Source organism: Intrasporangium sp. (assembly GCF_051961875.1).
In the GTDB taxonomy this organism is placed as follows: Bacteria; Actinomycetota; Actinomycetes; order Actinomycetales; family Dermatophilaceae; genus Intrasporangium_A.
This window is the reverse complement of record NZ_JBQCCV010000113.1, coordinates 1-21,693: the sequence shown is the minus strand read 5'-3', so window position 1 is coordinate 21,693 and position 21,693 is coordinate 1. Positions and strand designations below refer to the sequence as shown.

22 protein-coding genes are annotated in these 21,693 nt (G+C 70.7%); all 22 read right to left on the bottom strand.

Features of this window, described 5'->3' with window-relative positions:
* On the bottom strand, positions 1-1,083 hold a 1,083-nt coding region (gene atpA, locus ACTHJJ_RS06675), incomplete at its 3' end, for a F0F1 ATP synthase subunit alpha (RefSeq protein WP_440302157.1).
* 76 nt (positions 1,084-1,159) lie between these two features.
* Complete coding sequence (locus ACTHJJ_RS06670) at positions 1,160-1,972, bottom strand: F0F1 ATP synthase subunit delta (RefSeq protein ID WP_440302156.1); 813 nt, start codon at positions 1,970-1,972, stop codon at positions 1,160-1,162.
* A complete protein-coding gene (locus tag ACTHJJ_RS06665; RefSeq protein ID WP_440302155.1) occupies positions 1,972-2,562 on the bottom strand; it encodes a F0F1 ATP synthase subunit B in 591 nt (196 codons plus the stop codon). Before ACTHJJ_RS06665 ends, ACTHJJ_RS06670 begins: the two co-directional genes overlap by 1 nt.
* A 50-nt stretch (positions 2,563-2,612) precedes the next feature.
* A complete protein-coding gene (atpE, locus tag ACTHJJ_RS06660) occupies positions 2,613-2,822 on the bottom strand; it encodes an ATP synthase F0 subunit C (RefSeq protein ID WP_034716437.1) in 210 nt (69 codons plus the stop codon).
* Between the two features lie 104 nt (positions 2,823-2,926).
* Entirely contained in the window at positions 2,927-3,709 is a 783-nt protein-coding gene (gene atpB / locus ACTHJJ_RS06655; RefSeq protein ID WP_440302154.1) for a F0F1 ATP synthase subunit A, read from the bottom strand.
* 115 nt (positions 3,710-3,824) lie between these two features.
* Positions 3,825-4,094 (bottom strand): AtpZ/AtpI family protein, encoded by a 270-nt coding sequence (locus ACTHJJ_RS06650; RefSeq protein ID WP_440302153.1) that lies wholly within the window; start codon positions 4,092-4,094, stop codon positions 3,825-3,827.
* 14 nt (positions 4,095-4,108) lie between these two features.
* Positions 4,109-4,582 carry a hypothetical protein gene (locus ACTHJJ_RS06645; protein ID WP_440302152.1) on the bottom strand — a complete coding sequence of 158 codons (474 nt, stop codon included), beginning with the start codon at positions 4,580-4,582 and terminating at the stop codon, positions 4,109-4,111.
* Between the two features lie 119 nt (positions 4,583-4,701).
* A complete protein-coding gene (locus ACTHJJ_RS06640; RefSeq protein WP_440302151.1) occupies positions 4,702-5,799 on the bottom strand; it encodes an MraY family glycosyltransferase in 1,098 nt (365 codons plus the stop codon).
* Positions 5,800-6,486 carry an L-threonylcarbamoyladenylate synthase gene (locus ACTHJJ_RS06635; protein WP_440302150.1) on the bottom strand — a complete coding sequence of 229 codons (687 nt, stop codon included), beginning with the start codon at positions 6,484-6,486 and terminating at the stop codon, positions 5,800-5,802.
* 11 nt (positions 6,487-6,497) lie between these two features.
* On the bottom strand, positions 6,498-7,481 hold the full coding sequence (gene prmC / locus ACTHJJ_RS06630; protein ID WP_440302149.1) for a peptide chain release factor N(5)-glutamine methyltransferase: 984 nt from the start codon (positions 7,479-7,481) through the stop codon (positions 6,498-6,500).
* The gene (gene prfA / locus ACTHJJ_RS06625; protein ID WP_440302148.1) at positions 7,478-8,557 is read right to left on the bottom strand and encodes a peptide chain release factor 1; all 1,080 of its coding nucleotides are present in this window, start codon (positions 8,555-8,557) and stop codon (positions 7,478-7,480) included. Before prfA ends, prmC begins: the two co-directional genes overlap by 4 nt.
* Before the next feature lie 108 nt (positions 8,558-8,665).
* Positions 8,666-8,881, bottom strand: a complete 216-nt coding sequence (gene rpmE, locus ACTHJJ_RS06620; protein ID WP_440302147.1) for a 50S ribosomal protein L31 — start codon at positions 8,879-8,881, stop codon at positions 8,666-8,668.
* A gap of 126 nt (positions 8,882-9,007) precedes the next feature.
* The gene (locus ACTHJJ_RS06615) at positions 9,008-11,065 is read right to left on the bottom strand and encodes a HAMP domain-containing sensor histidine kinase (RefSeq protein ID WP_440302146.1); all 2,058 of its coding nucleotides are present in this window, start codon (positions 11,063-11,065) and stop codon (positions 9,008-9,010) included.
* Positions 11,062-12,507, bottom strand: coding sequence for a glycosyltransferase family 2 protein (locus ACTHJJ_RS06610; protein ID WP_440302145.1), 1,446 nt, complete (start codon positions 12,505-12,507; stop codon positions 11,062-11,064). Before ACTHJJ_RS06610 ends, ACTHJJ_RS06615 begins: the two co-directional genes overlap by 4 nt.
* Positions 12,504-13,577, bottom strand: a complete 1,074-nt coding sequence (locus tag ACTHJJ_RS06605; protein WP_440302144.1) for a HEAT repeat domain-containing protein — start codon at positions 13,575-13,577, stop codon at positions 12,504-12,506. Before ACTHJJ_RS06605 ends, ACTHJJ_RS06610 begins: the two co-directional genes overlap by 4 nt.
* Positions 13,574-13,960 carry a response regulator transcription factor gene (locus ACTHJJ_RS06600; protein ID WP_440302143.1) on the bottom strand — a complete coding sequence of 129 codons (387 nt, stop codon included), beginning with the start codon at positions 13,958-13,960 and terminating at the stop codon, positions 13,574-13,576. Before ACTHJJ_RS06600 ends, ACTHJJ_RS06605 begins: the two co-directional genes overlap by 4 nt.
* A gap of 185 nt (positions 13,961-14,145) precedes the next feature.
* Positions 14,146-16,281 (bottom strand): transcription termination factor Rho, encoded by a 2,136-nt coding sequence (gene rho / locus ACTHJJ_RS06595; protein WP_440302159.1) that lies wholly within the window; start codon positions 16,279-16,281, stop codon positions 14,146-14,148.
* A 320-nt stretch (positions 16,282-16,601) separates the two neighbouring features.
* Positions 16,602-17,558 carry a homoserine kinase gene (gene thrB / locus ACTHJJ_RS06590; protein ID WP_440302142.1) on the bottom strand — a complete coding sequence of 319 codons (957 nt, stop codon included), beginning with the start codon at positions 17,556-17,558 and terminating at the stop codon, positions 16,602-16,604.
* A gap of 3 nt (positions 17,559-17,561) precedes the next feature.
* Positions 17,562-18,656: a threonine synthase gene (gene thrC, locus ACTHJJ_RS06585; RefSeq protein WP_440302141.1), complete on the bottom strand. Its 1,095-nt coding sequence runs from the start codon at positions 18,654-18,656 to the stop codon at positions 17,562-17,564.
* Entirely contained in the window at positions 18,656-19,945 is a 1,290-nt protein-coding gene (locus ACTHJJ_RS06580) for a homoserine dehydrogenase (protein ID WP_440302158.1), read from the bottom strand. Before ACTHJJ_RS06580 ends, thrC begins: the two co-directional genes overlap by 1 nt.
* 132 nt (positions 19,946-20,077) lie before the next feature.
* On the bottom strand, positions 20,078-21,493 hold the full coding sequence (gene lysA / locus ACTHJJ_RS06575) for a diaminopimelate decarboxylase (protein ID WP_440302140.1): 1,416 nt from the start codon (positions 21,491-21,493) through the stop codon (positions 20,078-20,080).
* Between the two features lie 2 nt (positions 21,494-21,495).
* Positions 21,496-21,693 (bottom strand): DALR anticodon-binding domain-containing protein (locus ACTHJJ_RS06570; RefSeq protein ID WP_440302139.1); only part of this gene is annotated, 198 nt, incomplete at its 5' end.

Below are 21,693 nucleotides of genomic sequence, written 5' to 3'. Positions count from 1 at the left end.
GAAGAGGTCCGCCTGCAGGTAGATCTGGCCGTCGGTGATCGAGATGACGTTGGTCGGGATGTACGCCGAGACGTCACCGGCCTTGGTCTCGATGATCGGCAGGCCGGTCATCGAGCCGGCGCCGAGCTCGTCGGAGAGCTTCGCGCAGCGCTCGAGCAGCCGGCTGTGCAGGTAGAAGACGTCACCCGGGTAGGCCTCGCGGCCCGGCGGGCGGCGGAGCAGCAGCGACACGGCGCGGTAGGCCTCGGCCTGCTTGGACAGGTCGTCGAAGACGATGAGGACGTGCTTGCCCTGGTACATCCAGTGCTGGCCGATGGCCGAGCCGGTGTAGGGCGCGAGGTACTTGAAGCCGGCGGAGTCGGACGCCGGGGCGGCGACGATCGTCGTGTACTCGAGCGCGCCGGCCTCCTCGAGGGTGCCGCGGACCGACGCGATGGTCGAGCCCTTCTGGCCGATGGCGACGTAGATGCATCGGACCTGCTGGTCCGGGTCGCCGGAGTCCCAGTTGCGCTTCTGGTTGATGATCGTGTCGATCGCGACCGTCGTCTTGCCGGTCTGGCGGTCGCCGATGATCAGCTGGCGCTGGCCGCGGCCGATGGGGGTCATCGAGTCGACAGCCTTGATACCGGTCTGCAGCGGCTCGTGGACCGACTTGCGCTGGACCACGGTCGGTGCCTGCAGCTCGAGCGCGCGGCGTTCGGTCGTCTTGATCTCGCCGAGCCCGTCGATCGGGTTGCCGAGCGGGTCGACGACGCGACCGAGGAAGCTGTCCCCGACCGGGACGGACAGGACCTCGCCGGTGCGCTTGACCGCCTGCCCCTCCTCGATGCCGTTGAAGTCACCGAGCACGACGACGCCGATCTCGTGGACGTCGAGGTTGAGCGCCAGGCCGAGGGTCCCGTCCTCGAACTGCAGCAGCTCATTGGTCATGGCCGAGGGCAGACCCTCGACGTGAGCGATACCGTCACCGGCGTCGGTGACGCGGCCGACCTCTTCGCGGGAGGCCGCGCCGGGCTCGTACGACTGGACGAACGAGTCCAGTGCTTCCCGGATCTCCTCCGGACGGATCGAAAGCTCCGTCATGTGATGATCTTCTCCTCGTTTCGGCCCACCTCGGGCGGGCCCCATGATGGTTCTCTGAGCTGGTGTGGTGGGTTCCTCAGGAACCCATGGCGCGTCGGGCGCCCTCGAGCTTGCGCAGGACCGTGCCGTCGATGACCTCGTCACCGATCTCGACCTTGACGCCGCCCATGACCCGCGGGTCGACCACGGTGTTGACGTGGACCTTTCCACCGTAGATCGCGGACAGACCTGCACCGAGGCGCTCTCGCTCGGCGTCGGCCAGCGGCACCGCGGACGTCACCGTCGCGGTCTGCTGGTCACGGCGCTTCGCTGCGAGCTCGAGGTAGGTCTCGACCGTCCGGTCGAACCGGCGGCCGCGCGGGTGGGCCACCGCCTGGCGGGCCAGGGTCAGCGTCTCGTCGGCGACCTTGCCGCCGAGGAGCTCGTCGACCAGCGCGACCCGCGAGTCCAGCGGGGCCGTCCGGTTGCCGACCGCAGCCTGAAGGCCGCCGTCGGCCGCGACGATGCGCTCGAAGCGGAAGAGCTCGTCCTCGACCCGGTCAGCCCGGTTCGCCGCCTCGGCGGCCGCGATCACCGACTCGACGGCGAGGCCCTCGAGGGTGTCGGTGAGGTCGCGGTCAGACGACCACCGCTCGCCGCTCGCGACGCTGAGCACCCGCACGGCGCCGTCGCTGACCTTGCCGGCGAAGAGCCGCTGGACGAGAGCCTGCTTGCCGGCGGCCTCGCGGGAGCTGTCGGCGAGAGCGCGACGCAGCGTCGAGCTGGAGTCGAGCGTGTCGACCACGCCGAACAGCTCGTCACCGAGGCGAGCCGCATCGGCGCCGCCCACGAGGACCTCGCGGAAGGCCTCGTGGCTCGAGGCCGCCGCAGCGCGAGAGGAGCCCTGCATCAGGAGTCCTCACCCTCGACGACACCGACCTTCTCCCGGACGACGTCGCCCGACTCGAGCTCCGCGAGGAAGCGGTCGACGATGCCGCGCTGGCGGGTCTCGTCGTGGAGTGACTCCCCCACGATCCGGCTGGCGAGGTCGGTCGAGATCCGGCCGACGTCGTTGCGGAGCGAGACGAGGGCCTGCTGGCGCTCGGCCTCGATCTGCTTGTGCGCCGTGTCGGTGATCCGGGCCGCCTCGGTCGCCGCCTGCTGCTTCATCTCGGCGATGATCTGGGCGCCCTGGGCCTTGGCGTCCTCGCGGATGCGAGAGGCCTCGGCGCGGGCCTGGGTGAGCTGGGCCTGGTACTCCTGGAGCGCGGCCTGGGCCTGGGCCTGGGCCTCCTCGGCCTTGTTGATGCCACCCTCGATTGCGGCAGCACGCTCGGCGTAGACCTCCTCCAGGCGCGGCACGATCTTCGTCTTGACCACCCAGTAGATGACCGCGAAGGTGACGAGACCGAAGATCAGCTCGAGCGGGTGGGGGATGATCGGGGGCAGGCTCCCCCAGCCGCTTCCGTCCCCGGAGGCGGGGAATGTCAATGCGTGCATGCGCATCTCCTCAACATTTCACAGGTGGCCGAGTGGCCGGCCGGATGCACTCAGGACTTGAAGACGAAGGCGAGCGCGATACCGAAGATGGCGAGCGCCTCGGCGATGGCCATACCGAGGAAGGCGATCGGCTGCAGCATGCCGCGGGCCTCGGGCTGACGAGCCACGCCGTTGATGTAGGCCGCGAAGATCAGGCCGACACCGATACCGGGGCCGATGGCGGACAGGCCGTAACCGAGGATGGCGATGTTGCCGGTCATGTTGATTCCATTTCCTTTGTGTCGGTCCCGCTGGCCTTTACCAGCGGAGCGGGGTCGAACAACTACTTCAGGTGGTGCAAGTCGCGACTGCGCGGCGCTCGCCGTCAGTGTTCATCGGCGATGGCACCGCCGATGTAGAGCGCGGCGAGCAGGGTGAAGACGTAGGCCTGCAGGACCTCGACCAGCAGCTCGAAGAGCGTCATGACGAAGGTCACGATCCAGGTGACGCCGCCGAAGATCGGCAGGACGCCGCCTGAGGTGAGCATGTACCAGCCACCGGTGATGAACAGCAGCATCATGATGTGACCGGCGAACATGTTGCCGAAGAGTCGGAGGGCGAGCGTCACCGGCCGGGTGAACATGTCCGTGATGAGCTCGAGGAAGAAGATCGCCGGGATCATTCCCTTGGGCAGCCCCGCCGGGATGAGCGACTTCCAGTAGCCAATGAAGCCGTGCTTCTTGATGCCGATCCAGTGGTAGACGACGAAGACCACGAGGGTCAGGGCGATCGGGAAGCCGATGCGGCCCATCGTCGGGTTCTGGAACGGCGGCACGACGCCGAAGAGGTTGTTGACCAGGATGAAGATGAAGAGGGAGAAGAGCAGCGGGACGAACTTCAGGAACTCCTTGCTCCCGATGAGGTCCTTGGCGATGCCGTTGCGCACGAAGCTGTAGACCGCCTCGGTGCCCATCTGCCCCATGCTCGGCACGAGGGCCTTCTTCTTCGTCGTCGCGTGCAGCCACCACCAGATGAGGCCGACGGACACGATCGCGAGCAGGCAGGCCCGGGTGAACGCCCAGGCGCCGTCACCGATGAGGGGGATCCAGAAGTCCGCGGTACCGGGCGGCTCGTATTGCGTCGGCAGGACGGCGGCCTCGATGCTCACAGGTATCTCCTTCGGCTGCGCGGGGCAGGACTGGTGGTGGGGGGTGCGGGGCGGCTCTCGGCGCTCCCAGCAACTGTCAAGTCCGGTGTGCTACGGCGGGCCCACCACGACAGGCTCAGTGGGTACCGTACCGGAACCAGATGTAGTAGATCGACAGGGCCATCCCACCGACGATGCCCACACCGACGAGCCACGACGTGCCCAGCCAGTGATCCAGCAGGGCACCGATGCCGCCGTAGATGAGCGGACCGGTGAGCAGGTAGGCGATGGCGCGCCAGGCCGAGTCCTGTTCGCGGACGTTGAACGCGCGCAACCGCTCCTTGGCGGCCTCCGGGTCCTCGTCCTTGTTCTCGGGCGAAGGCTGTTCGGGCTCGGACGGGTTCATGCCGGCTTCCGATCTCACGGTTCATCTTGCGGCCCCTGCCCCGGGTCGGCGTCGAGCGAGGCCTCACCGTCGGGGTCGTAGACGAAGATCCGCAGGTGCTTGTAGGCGCGCATCTCGAAGAAGAGCCAGACGATGGCGCACACGGTGATGCTGACCCCTACTGCGTACCCGGACACCCACGTCGCGTCATGCAGCAGGAACATCACGATCCCGAGGACGACGATCTTGAGGGTGTACGCGATCATCACGACGACCATCGTCGTGGCGGGGGCAAGGTCGGCCGTGCGCTTCATGACGAGCAGCGTCAGGCCGAAGAAGACGATGACAAGAGCGGCGCCGAACGCCGCCGACCACGCAGCCATGGGGCTCGAGAAGAAGCCGCCGACGACGCAGAGCAGCGCCGCGGCAAGGGTCGGCAGGAGGCACCCGCGCAGGAGCTGCGCGAACGCATCGGACTGGGATGCGTTGCGGCCGGATGTGGCGCTCAAGGAGGACCTGCCTAGTGCGTCGGCTGCGACAAAGTCGTTGTCGAATCAGTTGTGGATCAAGGGGTTCCGCCGCCTCGGTGGGTGGCTCTCAGACTTTCCCAAGGCGCTTGTGAATGCTATCACAAGCCCTTGGCGGGCCTCCACTTCGGCAGCCACAGGGTGAGCACGACACCGACGATGGCGGCGCCGATGACGACGAGGAGCGGGGTCCACCCGTCCCAGATGACGAGGGACACCGAGCCGAGCGCGACGATGGCCGCCCACATGTAGAGGATGAGGACCGCCCGGCGGTGTCCGTGACCGATGCGGAGCATGCGGTGGTGCAGGTGCATCGCGTCGGCCTGCCACGGACGCTGGCCGGCCCGGGTGCGCCGGACGACGGCGAGCACCATGTCGAGCAGCGGAAGCAGGAGCACCGCAAGCGGCACGAGGACCGGCAGGAAGGCGGCCGTGACCTGGTTCGCCGAGACGTCGCCGGGGTCGACGTTGCCGGTGAGCGTGATCGTGGCCGCGGACAGGAGCAGGCCGAGGGTGAGCGCCCCGGAGTCGCCCATGAAGAGCCGAGCGGGGTGGAAGTTGTGCGGCAGGAAGCCGGCGCAGCACCCGACCAGTGCGGCCGAGACGAAGGTGGCCGTGGAGAAGACGTTGGCGGGCTCGAACGAGCGCGACACGATGTAGGAGTACATGAAGAAGGCGAGGGCGGCGATGCCGACGACCCCGGCCGCGAGGCCGTCGAGGCCGTCGATGAAGTTCACCGCGTTCGTCGAGACGATCACGACGAGGACGGTGACCGCCACCAGTACCGGGGTGGGCAGGATCGTCACGCCGAAGACGGGCAGCGAGAGCAGCTGGACCCCGGCGTAGGCCATGAGCCCCGCGGCGAGGACCTGGCCCGCGAGCTTGGTGAGCCAGTCGAGCTCGCGGATGTCGTCGAAGGCGCCGAGGAGGCAGACGATCCCGCCGGCCGCGACGATGCCGAAGATCTGCCGGTCCGAGAAGAGCGTGCCGAGATAGGGCAGCGACCGGGCGACGACGGCGGCCGAGACGAAGCCGAGGTAGATGCCCACTCCCCCGAGGCGCGGGATCGGCGTGTTGTGCACGTCCCGCTCGCGGACCGGGGTGAACGCGCCGGTCGCGACCGCGAGGCTCCGCACGAAGGGCGTGACGATGTACGTGACTCCGGCCGCGACGATGAGGATGAGGACGTATTCGTGCACCTAGACGCTCGCGTTCCCGGCGGCGTCCTCAGGCTGGGGAAGGGGTTCGTCGTCCACGGGGGCGAGGGCAGAGTCGATCTCTGCCTGGCTGAGGGCGCCGACTCGCAGCGTCACCGGCTCGGGCCCCGTGCAGTCGATGATCGTCGAGGGGTCGCCCTCCTCCACGGGGCCGGCGTCGAGGTAGACCGCGACGCTCTCACCGAGCATCTCGCGGGCCTCGTCGGCGTTGCGGGCGGCCGGGTCGCCGGTCGTGTTGGCACTCGTGACCGCCATCGGTCCGACGTCGCGGAGCAGCTCGAGCGCAACTGGGTGGTCCGGCACCCGCAGGGCCACCGTGCCGTTCGTGTCGCCGAGGTCCCAGTGCAGGGACGTGTGCGCCTGCAGGACCACGGTGAGCGGCCCCGGCCAGAATCGCTCCATGAGGGTCGTCGCGTAGGCCGGGACCGATGTCGCGAGGCCGAGCGCGGTCCGCGGCGTCGGGATGAGGACCGGCGGCGGCTTGTCCCGGCCCCGGCCCTTGGCCGCGAGCACGGAGGCGACGGCGGCCGCGTCGAAGGCGTCGCACCCGATCCCGTAGACCGTGTCGGTGGGCAGCACGACGACCTCGCCCCGGCGGAGGGCCGCCGCGGCGGCCGAGATCCCCTCCGCGCGGGTCGCCTCGTCCGCGCAGTCGAAGATGTCACTCATGGGAGGGCAGCCTAGTCCGCGTGGTTGGGACGAGCGTCACGCCGCCGGCGCGCGGAGGTGACCCGTGGCCGACCGGAGAGGTCGAGGTGGTCGGTGACGTCCGTCCACGCGCCGCTCGACCTGAGCGCCGCCGGCAGTGAGTCGCCTTGCGAATCAGCGTGTTCCATGAGGATCAGGCCCCCGGGACGGAGGAGCGACGCCGCCACGGCTGCGACACGCAAGGGGATGGCGAGCCCGTCGTCGCTGCCCCCGTAGAGCGCGACCTCGGGGTCGTGGTCGCGCACCTCGGGGTCGACCGGCACGGCCCCGACCGGGATGTAGGGCGGGTTCACGGTGACGACGTCGACCGTCTCGTGCCAGTCCGGGAAGCAGGGCCGGGTCGCGTCGCCCTGGGTGAGGTCGACCTCGAGCCCGAGGCCGCGCCGGTTGTGCTCGGCCCAGGCGAGGGCCTCCTCGGACAGCTCGAGGGCGCGCATGGTGACCTCCGGCCTCTCGTCCTTGAGCGCGAGCGCGATCGCTCCCGACCCAGTGCACAGGTCGACGACCCGTATGCCGCTCCCTCCCTCCCCGAACGGACCGTTCGAGGGCGAGCTGGACGGTGTACCGGCCGGTTGACCCGCAACCAGACGGTTCGAGGGGACCTGGTCGGCGTGCCGGCGGTCGATCTCGGCAAGGGCGAGGTCGACGAGGACCTCGGTCTCCGGCCGAGGCACGAAGACGCCCGGCCCGACGGCGAGGGTGATCCGGCGGAAGTGCGCGCGCCCGGTGAGGTGCTGCAACGGGATCCGGCGTGCCCGCTCGGCGAGCTGCCCGGCATACGTGTCCTCGAAGGACTCCGGGAGGTCACCCCCAAGCACCATCCGGCGGCGCACCTCGGAGGGCTCGACGCGCAGGACGTGCGCGGCGAGCTCGAGCGCATCGACCTCGGCCGAGGCGATGCCGGACTCCGCCAGGGTCCGTGCCCCGGCCCGGACGAGACGGCGCAGGTCGGTCACGTCTCGGCCATCGCCGCGAGGCGGGCGGCCTCGTCCGAGTCCATGGCCGACTGGACCACCGGGTCGAGGTCGCCGTCGAGGACGTGGTCGAGGTTGTAGGCCTTGTAGCCCGTGCGGTGGTCGGAGATCCGGTTCTCGGGGAAGTTGTAGGTGCGGATCCGCTCCGAGCGGTCCACGGTGCGCACCTGCGAACGCCGAGCCGCGGAGGCCTCGGCGTCGGCTGCGTCCTGGGCCATCTGGCGCAGGCGGGCGCGCAGGACCCGCAGGGCGGCCTCCTTGTTCTGCAGCTGGGACTTCTCGTTCTGGCAGGAGACGACGACACCGGTGGGCAGATGCGTGATCCGGACCGCGGAGTCAGTCGTGTTGACGCTCTGGCCACCAGGCCCGGACGACCGGTAGACGTCGATCCGCAGGTCGTTCGGGTCGATCTGGACTTCGCCCTGGTCCTCGACCTCGGGCATGACGAGGACACCCGCCGCGGAGGTGTGGATCCGGCCCTGCGACTCGGTGACCGGGACCCGCTGGACGCGGTGGACGCCCCCCTCGTACTTGAGCCGCGCCCACGGTCCGTCGCCCGGGCCGGGCTGGCCCTTCGCGGAGACGGAGACGCGGACGTCCTTGTAGCCGCCGAGGTCGGACTCGGTCGCGTCCTCGACCTGCGTCCGCCAGCCGCGGTGCTCGGCGTAGCGGAGGTACATCCGGAGCAGGTCGCCGGCGAACAGGGCCGACTCCTCGCCGCCCTCGCCCGCCTTGATCTCGAGGATCACGTTGCGGTCGTCGTCGGGGTCGCGTGGCACGAGCATCCGTCGCAGGTGCTCCTCGGCATCGGCCAGGGCCTGCTCCAAAGCCGGCAGCTCCTCGGCGAACGCCGGGTCCTCCTCGGCGAGCTCACGAGCGGCGGTCAGGTCCTCGCCGGCGGAGCGCCAGTCACGGGCGGCGCTCACGACCGGGCCCAGGTGCGCATACCGCTTGTTGAGCGTGCGCACGAGGTCCTGGTCGGAGTGCACGGCTGGGTCCGCGAGCCGCGTCTCGAGGTCGCTGTACTCGTCGAGAATCGCCTGCACTGTGTCGAGCACGGTGGCTCCTCATGCTGCTCGGTCGGGAGGCCCTGTCGGGTGGCGGGCCCGGGAAAACGAACGCCGGCCCCCGACGACCGTGGTCGTGGGAGCCGGCGGACGGGAGACCTACTTGGCGGCCTTCTTGCCGTAGCGAGCCTCGAACCGGGCGACGCGGCCACCGGTGTCGAGGATCTTCTGCTTGCCGGTGTAGAACGGGTGGCACTGGGAGCAGACGTCGGCGCTGATCTTGCCGCTCGTCGCCGTGCTGCGCGTGGTGAACGTGTTGCCGCAGGTGCAGGTCACCTGGGTCTCCACGTAGTCAGGGTGAAGGTCCTTCTTCAACGGTGTCTCCTCGAGGTCATGGCCGGGTCGGCTGCACGTGGGCATGCTGCCGTGAACCGGTCCAAGGGAAGAGTGTGCCATGTCGGCGCACACCATCCCAAACGGAGAACCGGCGGCCGGCATTCCCTAGGCCGCGGGCAGGGTGACCGTCATCGTCGTCCCCTCGCCCTCGACCGACGTGACGTCGAGCCGCCCGCCGTGGCCCTCGATGATGGTGCGCACGATCGCGAGGCCGAGCCCCGTGCCGGGGATCGCGGCGGCGGTGGCGTTGCCGGCGCGGAAGAACCGCTCCGCCAAGCGCGCCAGGTCCGCCTCGGGGATGCCGATGCCGGTGTCGGAGATGCTGATCCGGACCTGGTCGTCGACCGCCGTTGCGTCGATCGTCACCGTGCCGCCGGAGGGCGTGAACTTCACGGCGTTGGAGCCGAGGTTGATGAGGGCCCGCTCGACCTGCGCCCGGTCGACCTTGACCGCCATGTCGCCCGGGACCGGCCGCGCGACGAGGCTCACCTGCGACGCCACCGCCGCCGGCTCCATCGTCTCGACCACACAGCGGACGAGGTCGGTGACGCGGACGTCGTCGATGGCGGCCTGCAGGCCGGTGCTCTCGATCTTGTTCAGGACGAGGAGGTCCTCGATGAGCCCTCGCAGGCGGGAGGCGTTGCGACGCACGACTCCGAGTGCGTGGACCTGCCCCTCGGTGAGCTCGCCGAAGTCGCCGTCCTCGAGCAGCTCGAGATAGCCGCTGATCGAGGTGAGCGGTGTGCGCAGCTCGTGGCTGATCGTGGCCATGAAGTCGGTCTTCTGATGGTCGAGCTCCGTCAGGCGCTGCACCTGCTCCTCACGCATCTCGGCGAGACGGAGCTGGACGATGGCGCGCGCGGCCATGACGGCACTCTGCTCGGCGACGTGGACCTCGCTCTGGCGCCACCAGCGGGGCTGGTCCACGGTGAGCACGGCGAGGAGCCCGAGGCCCTGGTCGGCGGTGCCGACCGGGGCGATCACCAGGGATCGAGCCCCGGTCGCCCGGTGGAGGGCGAGGACCCGCTGGTCGTCGGCCCAGTCCGGGTCGAACACGTCGGGCAGGACCACGGCGCCGCCACCCAGCTCGCGCAGCTCCGCCTCGACGCCCGGGATGTGCCCGGCCAGGGACGCGGGAACTGGCGGTAGGTCCGGCAGCGAGTCGGCGTGCCACTGGCTCCGCTCCCGCACGCCGAGCCCTTCCTCGAAGGTGTAGAGCAGGACCCGGTCGGCGCCGAGGCCCGCACCGAGGCTGGCGCAGACGCCGTCGAGGGCGGCCGGCACGTCCTCGGCGGCGCGAACCCGCCGGGCGACCTCGAGGACGACCTGGCGGGTGCGCAGCTCGTCGCCCTGCTGCGCGACGAACCGGGCGTTCTCCCGGGTGAGGGTGTTGAAGTCGCGGGCCAGGGTGCGCACCTCGGCCGCGCCGTGCTCGGTGTCGGCGAAGGTCGAGACATCGCCGCTCACCCGGCGGCGGACGACCTCGCTGAGCCGCTCGAGCGGGCGCACGATGGAACGCCGCATCCGGTAGGCGGCGAGGAGCAACATGCAGGTCGATGCGGAGGCGACGCCGAACACGACGAAGCCGAGGGTGGTCAGGGCGGCCCGGGACTGGGCCCGGCCGGCACTGCGCTGACCCAGCAGGCGATCGTCGAGGCCATGGCTGGCGGCATGGAAGTCGCCCCAGGCTGCGTCGATCGGCCTGTTGTCCAGCCGGGCACCTTCGACGTCCGTCGGGGCGGCCCTCAGAGCGGCGGCGAACCAGGCTTCGACCGCATGTCGCTGGCGTTGCGTGAGGACGGCGTACGCGGCGCGGTCGGTCGGGCTGAGGTCAGCGGACCGGGTGGCCGCAAGCAGGGTGTCCAGTTGCACCTCGACCGTCGACCGGTGCGCCTCGAGGGCCGCTCGCGTCGCCTCCGCGGCGCCGTTGGACCGGCCCTCGAACCAGGTGCCTCGGGCCCGCGTCATCTCGAGCAGGACCTCGCTGTTGGCCTCGACCGCGGGGCCGAGCGACAAGGTCAGGGTCCGCACCAGCTGCCCCTGCTGATGGATCAAGTAGAGCGAGGTCAGGGTGCCCAGCGGGATGAGCGCGACGAGCAGGATGACGAGCGTGCGCACGTGTCCGCCGGCCGAGCCCTTCGGCCGCCTGCGACGGCGGGTCACGAGGCCCCCTCGTCGAAGCCGGTGCGGGTCATCACGCCCCATACGTGACGTTGCCCCCGCAGGCTGGCCCACCAGCCTTCGAGGCGCCACCACACAGTGAGCTGCCGGTACCCGATGTTCTCGAGGGTGGCGGCGGCCAGCGCGATCCAGATGGCCCGCCACCGGTCGTGTCGGTGGAAAGCCCACTCGTCGGCGAGGAGTGCTGCGAGGGTCACCAGGAGCGCGTAGCCGTAGGCGAGCAGGAGGAACAGGGCCGCATACGGCAGGTTGACGACGCCGAGGGCGAGGGCGAGCGGCACGACGATGAGGCCGAACAGCTCGAGGAGCGGCGCGAACAGCTCGAAGAGCCAGTAGTACGGCAGCGCCAGAGTGCCGATGCGGCCGTATCGCGGGCGAAGCAGCATGCCTCGGTACGCCCACAGGGTCTCCCAGAGGCCGCGGTGCCAGCGTCGCCGCTGGCTCCTCAGGACACGTGCCGTCGACGGCACCTCGGTCCACGCGACCGGCTCGGGGACGAACTCGACGCGGTAGTCACGGCCCTCGTCGCGCAGGTGCTTGTGGATGCGCATGACGAGCTCGAAGTCCTCGCCGATGCTCGTGGGGTCGAGCCCGCCCACCTCGACGAGCACGTCCCGGCGGAAGAGGCCGAAGGCGCCGCTGATGAGGATCAGCGACCCCATCCGCGACCAGCCGGTGCGGCCGAGGAGGAACGCGCGGAGGTACTCGACGACCTGGACCCGGGGCAGCCAGGTGCGCGGCATCTCGACTCGGACGACTCGGCCGAACTCCACCCGGCTGCCGTTCACGGGGCGGATCGCACCACCTGTCGCGACCACGCGGGTCGGGTCGTCGACGAAGGGCTTGGTCACCCGGAGCAGGCCGTCGGGCTCCAGGATCGAGTCGCCGTCGATCATCGCGACGAGCGGTTCGCTCGCTGCGTTGACGGCAACGTTGAGGGCCTCGGACCGCCCGGAGTTCTCCTTGCGGACGACAACGAGCCGGGTGCGCCCGTCGCGAGGCACGTGGACGCTGTGCACCTCGGCGCGGATCGCCACGTCCTGCGGGAGCTGCCGTGGCACGACGACGAGGTCGAACGCCTCCTTCAAGCGCTCGAAGGTCGCATCGGTGCTGCCGTCGTCGACGACCACGACCTCGTGGCGGGGGTAGCGCAGGGTGAGGAAGGACTTGACCGCGGTGACGATCCCGGTCTCCTCGTTGTATGCCGGCACGAGCAGGGACACTCCCGGTGCGAGTCCGCCGCCCTGCTCCGGGCTGGTCACCCGTCGCCGCTGCTGGGCGCGGAACTCGCCGAAGGCGAGCAGGATGAGCACGAGCAGGGAGGTGTTGATCAGCAGGAAGTAGACGAGGATCGGCCCGGCCGTCACCTGCATGACGGCCGTGAGCGCGGTCCGCACTCCCTCCACGACGCGGTCCCAGCTCATCGACTGCTCCCCCGGAGCTCCGCGACGAGGGTCGCGCTCCTCGTCGCGGGGACGTGCTGGAGGGGCTCGAGCGCGGCGATGCCATCGCGGCCGAGCCCGATGAGGGCGGTGGCCGCCTGCTCCCCCACCCGCGGGTCGGGGTCGCTGACGAGGCCGGCCAGCACCGGCAGGGCGGTGCGCTGCCCCAGCTCTGCGAGAGCCGCCACACAAGCCCGCCGCAGCGAGGCCGGCTCCGTCTCGGCGGTGTGGGCGGCGAGCGCCGGCACATCCTCGGGCCGGCCGAGACGCCCGATCGCCGAGGCCGCCATCGACCGGACCGTCACGTCCGGGTCCGATTGGAGCAGCTCCCTGAGCCGCGGGAGCCCGCTCGTGAAGCTGCCGCCGCCGATGAGGAACGCCGCGACTGTACGGGTCCGGGGATGGGGATCGTCGAGCGCCGTCCGCAGCTCCGGGGAGATCGCGATCCCCATGCCGTGCAGGGCCTCTGCGGCCGCGCCGGCGGGCAGGCCGAGCGGTGCCCCGCGACGGTCGGTCACCCCACCGACGGCGGCGAGGATCGGTCCCGCCGACCGCGGGTCGCCGATGAGGCCGAGCGCGTAGGCGGCAGCGTCCCGCACCTCCACGAAGCGGTCCTGCAGGGCCGCCTCGAGCGCTTCCCGCGCGTCCGCGCAGCCGGTCAGGCCGAGCACCTGGGCGGCCTGTGCGCGGCGCACCGGTGCGCGGTGGGTCAGCTCACGGCCCGCCCGGTGCACCGCGCCGTGGGTGCGAAGGACCTCCACGAGCTGCTCCGCCGGCGCGCCCCGCACCTTGGTCAGCAGGCGGATGATGCGTCGGTCCAGTGCCATGGCGGTCGGTCCGGTCGTGCCGGCGAGATCGCGGACCGCGAGCCCCTCGTCGTCCTCTCCCGCGGCGACCTGGATGAGGGTGGGGCGAAGCGGCGCCAGCAGGCGTTCTTCGCGGCGCTCACCGGTGATCCGGGCCAGGCGCACGACGATGACGGCGAGCAGCAGGGCGGCGCAGGCGCCGAGAACGCCGATGGTCGCGGCGAAGAGGAGGCCGTGTGCGCTCACCGGGCGCGCGCGAGCATGCCGCTCACACGGTGCAGCAGTTCTCGCGGGCTGAAGGGCTTGATGACGTAGTCGTCGGCGCCGACCTCGAAACCCGTGTCGACGTCGGAGTCGCGCGACTTGGCACTGAGCAGGAGGACCGGCACGGAAGCGGACCCGCTCTCACGGATCCGGCGCAGGACGTCGATGCCGGACATGCCCGGCATCATGACGTCGAGGACCACGAGCTCGGGCGGTTCCTCCTCGAAGGCCGCCCACGCAGAGACGCCGTCTGCCACGGCGCGAACGTCGTATCCCGCCTGGGTCAGCTTGAACTCGACGAGGTCGCGGATGTCGGCGTCGTCGTCGGCGACGAGGATCCGCGGCTGTGCAGCCGAGTCGTGCATGGTTCTCCCCTGAGAGCGGTCCCGAATGCGCCGATCGTATTGGACATTTGGGACATTAGGGCGCACTTCCGGCAAGACACGACGGACGACGCCCGATGGGCGCCGTCCGTCGTCAGCAGTTTGTGCTCAGGCTTGGGTCCGTCGCGGGACCAGGCCGAACCGGCCCTCGGTCCTCACGCCTGGCCTCAGCCCTGGTCTTCCACGCGGATGCTGCTCGTCTGCTGCACCTGCACCAGGAACTCGTAGTTCGTCTTCGTCTTCTTGAGCCTGTCGAGAAGCAGCTCGATCGCCTGGGTCGGGTCGAGCGCGGCGAGCACCCTACGGAGCTTCCACATGATCTTCAGCTCCTCCGAGGCGAGGAGGATCTCCTCGCGCCGGGTGCCGGACGCGTTGACGTCCACGGCCGGGAAGATCCGGCGGTTCGCGAGCTCACGGGAGAGCCGCAGCTCCATGTTGCCGGTGCCCTTGAACTCCTCGAAGATCACCTCGTCCATCTTCGAGCCGGTCTCGACGAGCGCCGTCGCGAGAATCGTCAGCGACCCACCGTTCTCGATGTTGCGCGCGGCGCCGAAGAACTTCTTGGGCGGGTAGAGCGCGGCGGAGTCGACGCCGCCGGAGAGGATCCGACCGCTCGCCGGTGCCGAGAGGTTGTAGGCCCGCCCGAGCTTCGTGATCGAGTCGAGCAGCACCACGACGTCGTGGCCGAGCTCGACGAGCCGCTTCGCGCGCTCGATCGAGAGCTCCGCGACCATCGTGTGGTCCTCGGCCGGACGGTCGAAGGTCGAGGAGATGACCTCGCCCTTGACGGCCCGCTGCATCTCGGTGACCTCCTCAGGCCGCTCGTCGACGAGGACGACCATGAGGTGGCACTCCGGGTTGTTCGTCGTGATCGCGTTGGCGATCGCCTGCATCACCATGGTCTTGCCGGCCTTCGCAGGCGCGACGATCAGGCCGCGCTGGCCCTTGCCGATCGGTGCAACGAGGTCGATGACCCGGGTCGTCAGGACCTGCGGCTCGGTCTCGAGCCGGAGCCGCTGCTGCGGGTAGAGCGGCGTCAGCTTGTGGAACTCGACCCGCTTGAGGGCGTCCTCGGGCGAGGCGCCATTGACCGTGTCGAGCCGCACGAGGGCGTTGTACTTCTGGCGCCCGACGTGACCGGAGGGCTGCTCGCCGTCTCGCAGCGCCTTGACGGCGCCGGTGACCGCGTCACCCTTGCGCAGGCCGTGCCGCTTGACCATGCCCAGCGGGACGTAGACGTCGTTCGGTCCCGGCAGGTAACCAGTGGTCCGGACGAAGGCGTAGTTGTCGAGCACGTCGAGGATGCCCGCGACCGGGACGAGGACGTCGTCCTCGGTGATCTGGACGTCGGTCTCGTTCCACTCCTGGCCCCCCTGGCCCCGGCGCTTGCGATCCCGGTTCCGGTTGCGGTTGCGGCCGCGACGGCCGCTCCCGTCGTCGTCACCACGGTTCTGGCTGGGCTGGCGCCCCTGTCCCTGGCGGTTGCCCTGGTCCTGTTGGCCCCGGTCGCCCCGCTCCTGGCGGTCGTCGTCACCGTGCTGCTCCCCGGACCTGTCGTCGTGGTCACGAACGCCCCGCTGCTCGTCCCGGTCGGCTCGGCCGTCCCGGGCGCGCTCGTCCCTCTCGTCACGCTGCCGGTTCTCGCGACGCTCAACGCGGTCGTGGGCCTCGCGCCGATCCTCACGACCCTCGCGGTCCGACTCCGGGCGTGCCTCGCGTGCCGCACGTCGGTCCTGCTGTCCCTCGCGGCGGTCACGGCCGCCCTCGGAGCGCTCCTGGCGCTCCTGGCGTCCCTCCCGTCGGGCCTGGCCAGTCTCGCGCCGGTCCTGGCCACCCTGGCGCCGGTCCTGGCCACCCTCGGGGACGTCCCCGCCACCCTCGCGGCGGTCTTGCCGGTCCCCGCGGGCGTCCTGACCCTCCGGACGGGCACCGCGCTCCGGGCGGGTACCGCGGTCACCGGGCTCGCGCTGCTGGCGCCGCTCGGGTCGGCCCTCGGTCTCGCCCTCCTGTGCTGCCGACGGCCGCTCTGCTGCTTCACCGGCCGCACGGCCTGAGGCGGCCGCCTGCGCGCCCTCGGGCGCCCCTGCCTGTCCGCCGCCCGTCGGGCCCTCCTCGGAGACGGGTCGCTCCTGGGCGCCTCCGGTCGGACGAGTGGCACGCCGCGTCGCCGGCCCGGCCGCTTCGGTGGCCGCACCCCCGCTCTGGCGGTTGCGAATCGCCTCGACGAGGTCGCTCTTGCGCATCTTCGCAGTGCCCCTGATCCCCATCGAGGAGGCGACCGCCTTGAGCTCGTCGAGCTTCATTGCGGACAGACCTGCAACCTGACGGGTGGTTGTTTCTGACACGAAGGATCCTTCCCCCTCTTTGGCGGCCCGGGAGATCTCCTCGGTGCCGGACTGGGGACCCGGTGCTCAAGCGACAGAGCACGGACCAATGTTGAGAACCACGGTGACGCGCACGGCGTCACGAGACGAGGAATCGCCTCGGCGTGGGGGTGGAGCACCGTACCTGCTCGTGAAGCGGCCTCGGTGCGGAGACACTCTAACACTCGTACCGGCGTCATCGGCGCCATCCCGACACGTGTCCTGGACACGCTCGTGAGGCTGTTCCCAGCATCCTCGGCTCAGCAGGCCGTGACCTGCGCCCCGCGCGACGGCACACCCGGGGTGAGCCGTCTCCAGCCGGAGAATCCCGCCGGCGCGACCACCTGGTCACGGTCCGCGCGGGTTGTCAGGACGAGCACGGAGGGGCCGGCACCTGAGACCACCGCGGCGTGGCCGGCGGCACGCAGCGCGTCGACGAGCTCCATCGAGGCGGGATAGGACGACCGCCTCGCCTCCTGGTGCAGCCAGTCCCGCGTCGCGCCATGCAGGAAGGCCGGCTCGCTCGTCAGGGCATGCACGAGCAGCGCCGCCCGACCGGCGTTCGCCGCGGCAGCGGCCAGAGGGACCTCCCGCGGCAGGACCGCTCGAGCGGTGCGGGTCGGCAGCTGGGCCTCCGGGACGAAGACGACGACGTCGACCGACTCGTGCAGCACGGGCCGGGCGGTCACGGTCCGGTCCCCCTTGTCGTGGCCCGACAGGTCGGGCATCCAGCTGACGGTGAGGCCGCCATAGACGCTTGCCGTGGCGTTGTCAGGGTGCCCCTCGAGGATGCTCGAGATATGTCCCGTCGTTGTGAGGTCGACCTCGACCGGCGAGCCCGTCGAGGGCAGCTCGGGCGACGAAAGCGCTTGAGCGGCAACGACACCCGCGACAATTGCCGTGGCCGAGGAACCGAGCCCTCGACCGTGCGGGACTCCGTTGCCCGCGGTCAGGCGCAGACCCTCGGGTGGTTCGTAGCCGAGTTCGCGCCACGTGTGCTGGATCGTGGCGTGGACAAGGTGCGACTCGTCCGTCGGCACGTCTGCGGCACCGTGGCCCTCGACCTCGATGGTCAGGCCGGCCTCGTGCTGGGTCGTGACGGTGTACTCGTCCCAGAGCCCGAGGGCCAGTCCGATCGAGTCGAATCCGGGACCGAGGTTGGCACTGCTGGCCGGAACGCGCACGTGGACCGTTCGGCCGCCGGGAACGGCACCCACGGATCAGTCCTCCAGGCCGAGGGCACGGGCAGTCGAGTAGGCGTCCACCGGTACGCGCACAGGCTTCACCTCGGCACCATCGGGACCGCGGAGGGCCCACTGGGGGTCCTTCAGCCCGTGGCCCGTGACCGTGCACACGATCCGGGCACCGGGGGGCACGAGCCCGCCGCGGTGGCTCGCCAGCAGGCCGGCCACCGAGGCGGCCGAGCCCGGTTCGACGAACACGCCCTCCTCGGCGGAGAGGTAGCGGTGCGCCTCGAGGATCTGCTCGTCGGTGACGGCCTCGATGCGCCCGCCCGACTCGTCACGGGCCGCGATCGCCTGCTGCCACGAGGCCGGGTTGCCGATACGGATCGCGGTGGCGATCGTCTCGGGGTGGTCGACCGGGTGCCCGAGGACGAGCGGTGCGGCGCCGGCCGCCTGGAAGCCCCACATCTGCGGCAGCCGGCTCGCCCGGCCGGGCCGGTCGCTCACCTGCGGGTCCGAGGAGTACTCGCGATATCCCCTCCAGTACGCCGTGATGTTGCCGGCGTTGCCGACAGGCAGGCAGTGGATGTCGGGCGCGTCGCCGAGCGCGTCGACGACCTCGAAGGCCGCGGTCTTCTGGCCCTCGATCCGGGCCGGGTTGACGGAGTTGACCAGCTCCACCGGGTAGGCCTCGGCCAGCTTGCGCGCCACGGTGAGGCAGTCATCGAAGTTGCCTTCCACCTGCAGGAGGGTTGCACCGTGCGCGATCGCCTGGCTCAGCTTGCCCATCGCGATCTTGCCGTCCGGCACGAGGACGGCACACGCCATGCCGGCCTTGGTGGCGTAGGCAGCGGCCGACGCGCTCGTGTTGCCGGTGCTCGCGCAGATGACCGCCTTCGCGCCCTTCTTGGCCGCGACGGAGATTGCGGTCGTCATCCCGCGATCCTTGAAGGAGCCCGTCGGGTTCAGTCCTTCGTACTTGAGGTGCACCTCGGCGCCGACCCGCTCCGAGAGCTTCTCGGCGTGGATGAGCGGCGTGCCGCCCTCGTGGAGCGTCACGACGGGCGCGCCCTCGAGCATCGGCAGGCGGTCGGCGTACTCACGGATGACGCCTCGCCACTGGTGTGCCATCAGGCTCCCTCCACCCGCATGACCGACATGACATCTCGGACCACCTCGAGGGTGCGCAGCGCGGCCACCGTGGCGCTGAGCGCCGCGTCGGACGCCGTGTGGGTCACGACGACGAGGTTGGCACCTGACTCCGGACGGTCGTCGTCGGCGGGCACCAGCCGCTGCCGCACGGTCTCGATCGACACGTCGTGGTCGGCGAAGGCGGTTGCCACCCGGGCGAGCACGCCCGGGCGGTCGGCCACGTCGAGGCTGATGTGGTAGCGGGTCAGGGCGTCGCCCATCGGCCGGACCGGTAGGTCGGCGTAGCTCGACTCCCCCGGGCCCAGGCCGCCGGCCACCCGGTGCTGCGCGACCGCGACGATGTCGCCGAGCACGGCGGACGCGGTGGGATCGCCCCCGGCCCCGCGGCCGTAGAACATGAGCTGGCCCGCCGCGTTGGCCTCGACGAAGACCGCGTTGAAGGCGTCGCCGACACCGGCGAGCGGGTGGCTCCGCGGGATCATCGCCGGGTGCACCCGGACGGAGATGCCACTGTCGACGCGTTCGCAGATCGCGAGCAGCTTGATGACACAGTCCATCTCGCGCGCGGCCGCGACGTCGGTCGCGGTCACCTCGGTGATGCCCTCGCGATGGACGTCCTTGCCCGCGACCCGGCTGTGGAAGGCCAGGGACGCGAGGATCGCCGCCTTGGCCGCCGCGTCGAAGCCCTCGACGTCGGCGGTCGGGTCGGCCTCGGCGTACCCGAGTGCCTGAGCCTGCTCGAGCGCGTCACCGAAGCTCGCGCCGGTGCGGTCCATCTTGTCGAGGATGTAGTTGGTGGTGCCGTTCACGATGCCGAGGACCTGGCGCACCTCGTCGCCGGCCAGGGACTCGCGCAGGGGCCGCAGCAACGGGATGGCTCCCGCGACCGCGGCCTCGTAGTAGAGGTCGACGCCGTGCTTGGCCGCCGCTGCATAGAGGGTCGGTCCGTCCTCGGCGAGCAGCGCCTTGTTCGCCGTGACGACGGAGGCGCCGTGCTCCATGGCACGAAGGATGAGCGACCGGGCCGGCTCGATCCCGCCTATGACCTCGACGACGACGTCCGCCCGGGTCACGAGTTCCTCCGCGTCGGTCGTGAAGAGCGCCGGGTCGACCCCGGTGTCCGAGCGGTCCCGACCCGGGCGCCGCACCGCGATGCCGACGATCTCGAGGGGCGCGCCGACCCGGGCGCACATGTCTTCTGCGTGCTCGGTGAGCAGGCGGGCCACCGCGCTGCCGACGACACCACAGCCGAGGAGCGCCACGCGCATCGACTTGCTGCTCTCTTGACCAGTCACCTGTGAATCCTGTCGTCTGACCCCGCGATGGACGCGATTGTGTCGCGATCCGGACAGGACGACCGCACGATCTGCGGCGCCGGCCCGCCCGGGCCGCGCCCCGCCTCACACATCGAGGGCGAGGATGTCGTCGATCGTCTCACGGCGGACGATGACCCGAGCCGCTCCGTCCCGCACGGCGACGACCGGGGGGCGAGGGGTGTGGTTGTACTGGCTCGACAGGGCGCGACAGTAGGCGCCGGTGCCGGGGACGGCGATGAGGTCGCCGGCGCGGACGTCGGCGGGGAGGAACTCGTCCATGACGACGATGTCGCCGCTCTCGCAGTGCCGCCCGACGACGCGGGCCAGGACGGGGTCGGCGTCGGAACGCCGGCCGGCCACCGTGCAGGAGTAGTTCGCGTCGTAGAGCGCCGTACGGATGTTGTCGCTCATCCCCCCGTCGACGGAGACGTAGACCCGGGAGGCGCCCCCGTCGAGCTGCACCGGCTTGACGGTGCCGACCTCGTAGAGCGTGAAGGTGCTCGGCCCGGCGATGGCTCGGCCGGGCTCGATGGAGATCCGGGGCACCGTGATGCCCTCGGCGCGGCACTCGCGCTCGACGATGTCGGCCATGCCAGAGGCGAGGCGCGCCGGCGGGAGTGGGTCGTGCTCGGTCGTGTAGGCGATGCCGAAGCCGCCCCCGAGGTCGAGCTCGGGCAGCTCCACGCCCACCTCCTTCGTCACGGCCGTGTGCAGGCCGAGGACCCGGCGGGCGGACACCTCGAAGCCCGACGTGTCGAAGATCTGCGACCCGATGTGGCTGTGCAGCCCAAGCAGGCTCAGGGTGCCGGGTCGGTCGAGGATGCGCCGAACCGCCTCGAGGGCCTGGCCGCCGGCGAGCGAGAGCCCGAACTTCTGGTCCTCGTGCGCCGTCGCGATGAACTCGTGCGTGTGGGCTTCGACGCCGACGTTGACGCGCACGAGGACCGGCGCCACGACGCCGAGCTCCGCTGCGACACGGGCGATCCGGTCGATCTCCTCGAGGGAGTCGACGACGATGCGTGAGACGCCGTACTCCAGTCCTTCGCGGATCTCGGCGACGCTCTTGTTGTTCCCGTGCATACCGATTCGGCTCCCGGGGATACCGGCCCGACGTGCGACGGCGAGCTCACCACCGGTGCACACGTCGAGGTTCAGTCCCTCAGCGTGGATCCATCGGGCAACCTCGGTGCAGAGGAACGCCTTCCCTGCGTAGAACACGTCCGCGCCGGCGAGCGGGGCGAAGTGAGCGGCATACTCCTGCTTGAACTTCCTTGCGCGAGAGCGGAAGTCGTCCTCGTCGATGATGTATGCCGGTGTGCCGAACTCGCGCGCGAGCTCGCTGGCGCTCACACCGGCGACCGAGAGGACCCCGTCGTCGCCGCGCCGGACCGACGTGGCCCAGAGGGAGGGCACGAGGGCATTGACGTCGACGGGCGTCTCGAGCCAGGCAGGCCCGCGGTATCCGTCGGCGTGCAGGGCTCCCGCTTCGTGTGCTCGCATCGTCACATCCTCTCCGGGGCGCTCGCCCCTAGCAGACACAGTCCAGTGCGCAAGACGTCCCGGGTGGCGGTCGCGAGCGCGAGCCGCGCGCCGTGGACGGGCTCGATCGGCTCGCCCAGGATCAGCGGCCGGACGGGATGGACCCAGGAGACGGCCCGGTCGGCAAGCTCGAGCATCGCCGCGAGGGTCCGGTCGCGATT

Coding starts and splice junctions, on each gene's coding strand:
- ACTHJJ_RS06635 (WP_440302150.1), bottom strand. CDS start 6,486: ATGAGTGACATCTTCGACTGCGCGGACGAGGCGACCCGCGCGGAGGGG.
- rho (WP_440302159.1), bottom strand. CDS start 16,281: ATGAAGCTCGACGAGCTCAAGGCGGTCGCCTCCTCGATGGGGATCAGG.
- ACTHJJ_RS06610 (WP_440302145.1), bottom strand. CDS start 12,507: ATGAGCTGGGACCGCGTCGTGGAGGGAGTGCGGACCGCGCTCACGGCC.
- ACTHJJ_RS06670 (WP_440302156.1), bottom strand. CDS start 1,972: ATGCAGGGCTCCTCTCGCGCTGCGGCGGCCTCGAGCCACGAGGCCTTC.
- ACTHJJ_RS06665 (WP_440302155.1), bottom strand. CDS start 2,562: ATGCACGCATTGACATTCCCCGCCTCCGGGGACGGAAGCGGCTGGGGG.
- ACTHJJ_RS06650 (WP_440302153.1), bottom strand. CDS start 4,094: ATGAACCCGTCCGAGCCCGAACAGCCTTCGCCCGAGAACAAGGACGAG.
- ACTHJJ_RS06580 (WP_440302158.1), bottom strand. CDS start 19,945: ATGCGCGTGGCGCTCCTCGGCTGTGGTGTCGTCGGCAGCGCGGTGGCC.
- thrC (WP_440302141.1), bottom strand. CDS start 18,656: ATGGCACACCAGTGGCGAGGCGTCATCCGTGAGTACGCCGACCGCCTG.
- ACTHJJ_RS06600 (WP_440302143.1), bottom strand. CDS start 13,960: ATGCACGACTCGGCTGCACAGCCGCGGATCCTCGTCGCCGACGACGAC.
- lysA (WP_440302140.1), bottom strand. CDS start 21,493: ATGCGAGCACACGAAGCGGGAGCCCTGCACGCCGACGGATACCGCGGG.
- atpE (WP_034716437.1), bottom strand. CDS start 2,822: ATGACCGGCAACATCGCCATCCTCGGTTACGGCCTGTCCGCCATCGGC.